The following is a 4226-nucleotide window of genomic DNA, read 5'->3' as shown; positions in this document are numbered from 1 at the left end:
TAAAGATAATTTATTATATGCAACAGTTCACATGGACGAAAAAACACCACATATGCATTATGGCGTTGTTCCAATAACTGATGATGGTCGTTTAAGTGCTAAAGAAGTTGTAGGTAATAAAAAAGCTTTAACAGCGTTTCAAGATAGATTTAATGAGCATGTTAAACAACGAGGATATGATTTAGAACGTGGGCAATCAAGACAAGTAACAAATGCTAAACATGAGCAAATAAGTCAGTATAAACAAAAAACAGAATATCATAAGCAAGAATATGAACGTGAGAGCCAAAAAACAGACCATATAAAGCAAAAGAACGATAAATTAATGCAAGAGTACCAAAAATCGTTAAATACGCTTAAAAAGCCTATAAATGTTCCGTATGAGCAAGAAACTGAAAAAGTAGGTGGTTTATTTAGCAAAGAAATACAAGAAACTGGAAATGTTGTAATAAGCCAAAAAGATTTCAATGAATTTCAGAAACAGATAAAAGCTGCTCAAGATATTTCGGAAGATTACGAGTATATAAAGTCTGGTAGAGCCTTAGATGATAAAGATAAGGAAATACGAGAGAAAGATGATTTATTAAATAAAGCAGTTGAGCGTATTGAAAACGCAGACGATAATTTTAACCAACTTTACGAAAATGCAAAGCCACTTAAAGAGAATATAGAAATAGCGTTAAAGCTTTTAAAAATCTTACTAAAAGAGTTAGAACGAGTTTTAGGAAGAAATACCTTTGCGGAAAGAGTTAATAAGTTAACAGAAGATGAACCAAAACTAAATGGTTTAGCAGGAAACTTAGATAAAAAAATGAATCCAGAATTATATTCAGAACAGGAACAGCAACAAGAACAACAAAAGAATCAAAAACGAGATAGAGGTATGCACTTATAGAACATGCATTTATGCCGAGAAAACTTATTGGTTGGAATGGGCTATGTGTTAGCTAACTTGTTAGCGAGTTGGTTGGACTTGAATTGGGATTAATCCCAAGAAAGTACCAACTCAACAACACATAAAGCCCTGTAGGTTCCGACCAATAAGGAAATTGGAATAAAGCAATAAAAGGAGTTGAAGAAGATGAGTAAAAATTTAGATAAGGGATTGGTTATATCAACAGTTTTAAACGTTATTCTTTGCATGCTTTTAATATTAACTATGCGAGTAGAAAGTTTAACTGTATCAGTTATATTAGCAATAATCACTGGAGTAAATGCAGTATATTTAGTTGCTAAGGTTTTAAAACAGAAAAAGACCTGATCTGATTAGACCAAGTCTTTTGATAGTGTTATATTAATAAACAAATAAAAAAGAAGTCGCTCACTCCCTGACCAAAGTTTGTGATAGCGACTTACCCAAAGAAAAAACACTAAGTTGTTTTTTTATATTTTGTATATCTAGATATTAAACGATATAAGTTTATTCTTCAAGATATATATTCGGGTGAGCGACTTCTTAAATTAAGGAGTCGATTTTTTATGAGTAAAAATAATCATACAAATCATTCAAATCACTTAGAAAATCACGATTTAGACAATTTTTCTAAAACCGGCTACTCTAATAGCCGGTTGGACGCACATACTGTGTGCATATCTGACCCAAAATTAAGTTTTGATGCAATGACGATCGTTGGAAATCTCAACCGAGACAACGCTCAAGCCCTTTCTAAATTTATGAGTGTAGAGCCCCAAATAAGACTTTGGGATATTCTTCAAACAAAGTTTAAAGCTAAAGCACTTCAAGAAAAAGTTTATATTGAATATGACAAAGTGAAAGCAGATAGTTGGGATAGACGTAATATGCGTATTGAATTTAATCCAAACAAACTTACACGAGATGAAATGATTTGGTTAAAACAAAATATAATAAGCTACATGGAAGATGACGGTTTTACAAGATTAGATTTAGCCTTTGATTTTGAAGATGATTTGAGTGACTACTATGCAATGTCTGATAAAGCAGTTAAGAAAACTATTTTTTATGGTCGTAATGGTAAGCCAGAAACAAAATATTTTGGCGTGAGAGATAGTAATAGATTTATTAGAATTTATAATAAAAAGCAAGAACGTAAAGATAATGCAGATGCTGAAGTTATGTCTGAACATTTATGGCGTGTAGAAATCGAACTTAAAAGAGATATGGTGGATTACTGGAATGATTGCTTTAGTGATTTACATATCTTGCAACCAGATTGGAAAACTATCCAACGCACTGCGGATAGAGCAATAGTTTTTATGTTATTGAGTGATGAAGAAGAATGGGGAAAGCTTCACAGAAATTCTAGAACAAAATATAAGAATTTGATAAAAGAAATTTCGCCAGTCGATTTAACGGACTTAATGAAATCGACTTTAAAAGCGAACGAAAAACAATTGCAAAAACAAATCGATTTTTGGCAACATGAATTTAAATTTTGGAAATAGTGTACATATTAATATTACTGAACAAAAATGATATATTTAAACTATTCTAATTTAGGAGGATTTTTTTATGAAGTGTCTATTTAAAAATTTGGGGAATTTATATGAGGTGAAAGAATAATTTACCCCTATAAACTTTAGTCACCTCAAGTAAAGAGGTAAAATTGTTTAGTTTATATAAAAAATTTAAAGGTTTGTTTTATAGCGTTTTATTTTGGCTTTGTATTCTTTCATTTTTTAGTGTATTAAATGAAATGGTTTTAAATGTTTCTTTACCTGATATTGCAAATCATTTTAATACTACTCCTGGAATTACAAACTGGGTAAACACTGCATATATGTTAACTTTTTCGATAGGAACAGCAGTATATGGAAAATTATCTGATTATATAAATATAAAAAAATTGTTAATTATTGGTATTAGTTTGAGCTGTCTTGGTTCATTGATTGCTTTTATTGGTCACAATCACTTTTTTATTTTGATTTTTGGTAGGTTAGTACAAGGAGTAGGATCTGCTGCATTCCCTTCACTGATTATGGTGGTTGTAGCTAGAAATATTACAAGAAAAAAACAAGGCAAAGCCTTTGGTTTTATAGGATCAATTGTAGCTTTAGGTGAAGGGTTAGGTCCTTCAATAGGGGGAATAATAGCACATTATATTCATTGGTCTTACCTACTTATACTTCCTATGATTACAATAGTAACTATACCTTTTCTTATTAAAGTAATGGTACCTGGTAAATCAACAAAAAATACATTAGATATCGTAGGTATTGTTTTAATGTCTATAAGTATTATATGTTTTATGTTATTTACGACAAATTATAATTGGACTTTTTTAATACTCTTCACAATCTTTTTTGTGATTTTTATTAAACATATTTCAAGAGTTTCTAACCCTTTTATTAATCCTAAACTAGGGAAAAACATTCCGTTTATGCTTGGTTTGTTTTCTGGTGGGCTAATATTTTCTATAGTAGCTGGTTTTATATCAATGGTGCCTTATATGATGAAAACTATTTATCATGTAAATGTAGCGACAATAGGTAATAGTGTTATTTTTCCTGGAACCATGAGTGTTATTGTTTTTGGTTATTTTGGTGGTTTTTTAGTGGATAGAAAAGGATCATTATTTGTTTTTATTTTAGGATCATTGTCTATCTCTATAAGTTTTTTAACTATTGCATTTTTTGTTGAGTTTAGTATGTGGTTGACTACTTTTATGTTTATATTTGTTATGGGCGGATTATCTTTTACTAAAACAGTTATATCAAAAATAGTATCAAGTAGTCTTTCTGAAGAAGAAGTTGCTTCTGGAATGAGTTTGCTAAATTTCACAAGTTTTTTATCAGAGGGAACAGGTATAGCAATTGTAGGAGGTTTATTGTCACTACAATTGATTAATCGTAAACTAGTTCTGGAATTTATAAATTATTCTTCTGGAGTGTATAGTAATATTCTTGTAGCCATGGCTATCCTTATTATTTTATGTTGTCTTTTGACGATTATTGTATTTAAACGTTCTGAAAAGCAGTTTGAATAGTTATATTATATTTTGGTTTAGAACTATGAGTGGCTAGCATTTTGCCACTCATTTTTTGCGTTAGCAAAAACAGGTTTAAGCCTCGCAGAGCACACGTATTAACGACTTATTGTAAAATAAGTCTAGTGTGTTAGACTTAAACTGTTAAATACACATGAAACCTTTGTGCTTAGGAGTGATTTTTATATGTCTTATTCCATTGTTAGAGTTTCAAAAGTTAAATCTGGAACAAATACAACGGGCATACAAAAACATGTTCAA

4 protein-coding genes and 1 pseudogene are annotated in these 4226 nt (G+C 30.4%); all 5 read left to right on the top strand.

Annotation, left to right across the window (positions count from 1 at the left end; all coding sequences use genetic code 11):
* Positions 1-895 (top strand): plasmid recombination protein (locus tag KA845_RS01280; protein ID WP_020369105.1); only part of this gene is annotated, 895 nt, incomplete at its 5' end.
* Positions 896-1081: 186 nt separating this feature from the next.
* On the top strand, positions 1082-1261 hold the full coding sequence (locus KA845_RS01275) for a hypothetical protein (protein WP_000042035.1): 180 nt from the start codon (positions 1082-1084) through the stop codon (positions 1259-1261).
* A 218-nt stretch (positions 1262-1479) separates the two neighbouring features.
* Positions 1480-2424 (top strand): replication initiation factor domain-containing protein, encoded by a 945-nt coding sequence (locus KA845_RS01270; protein WP_000042122.1) that lies wholly within the window; start codon positions 1480-1482, stop codon positions 2422-2424.
* 161 nt (positions 2425-2585) lie between these two features.
* Positions 2586-3965: a tetracycline efflux MFS transporter Tet(K) gene (tet(K), locus tag KA845_RS01265; protein ID WP_000492283.1), complete on the top strand. Its 1380-nt coding sequence runs from the start codon at positions 2586-2588 to the stop codon at positions 3963-3965.
* 186 nt (positions 3966-4151) lie between these two features.
* Positions 4152-4226: pseudogene (locus KA845_RS13145) on the top strand (MobV family relaxase); the annotation flags it as partial.

The organism is Staphylococcus sp. GDX8P114P-2 (assembly GCF_017892945.1).
In the GTDB taxonomy this organism is placed as follows: domain Bacteria; phylum Bacillota; class Bacilli; order Staphylococcales; family Staphylococcaceae; genus Staphylococcus; species Staphylococcus arlettae.
The sequence above is the reverse complement of the archived record's forward strand: the minus strand, read 5'-3'. Positions and strand labels throughout refer to the sequence as shown.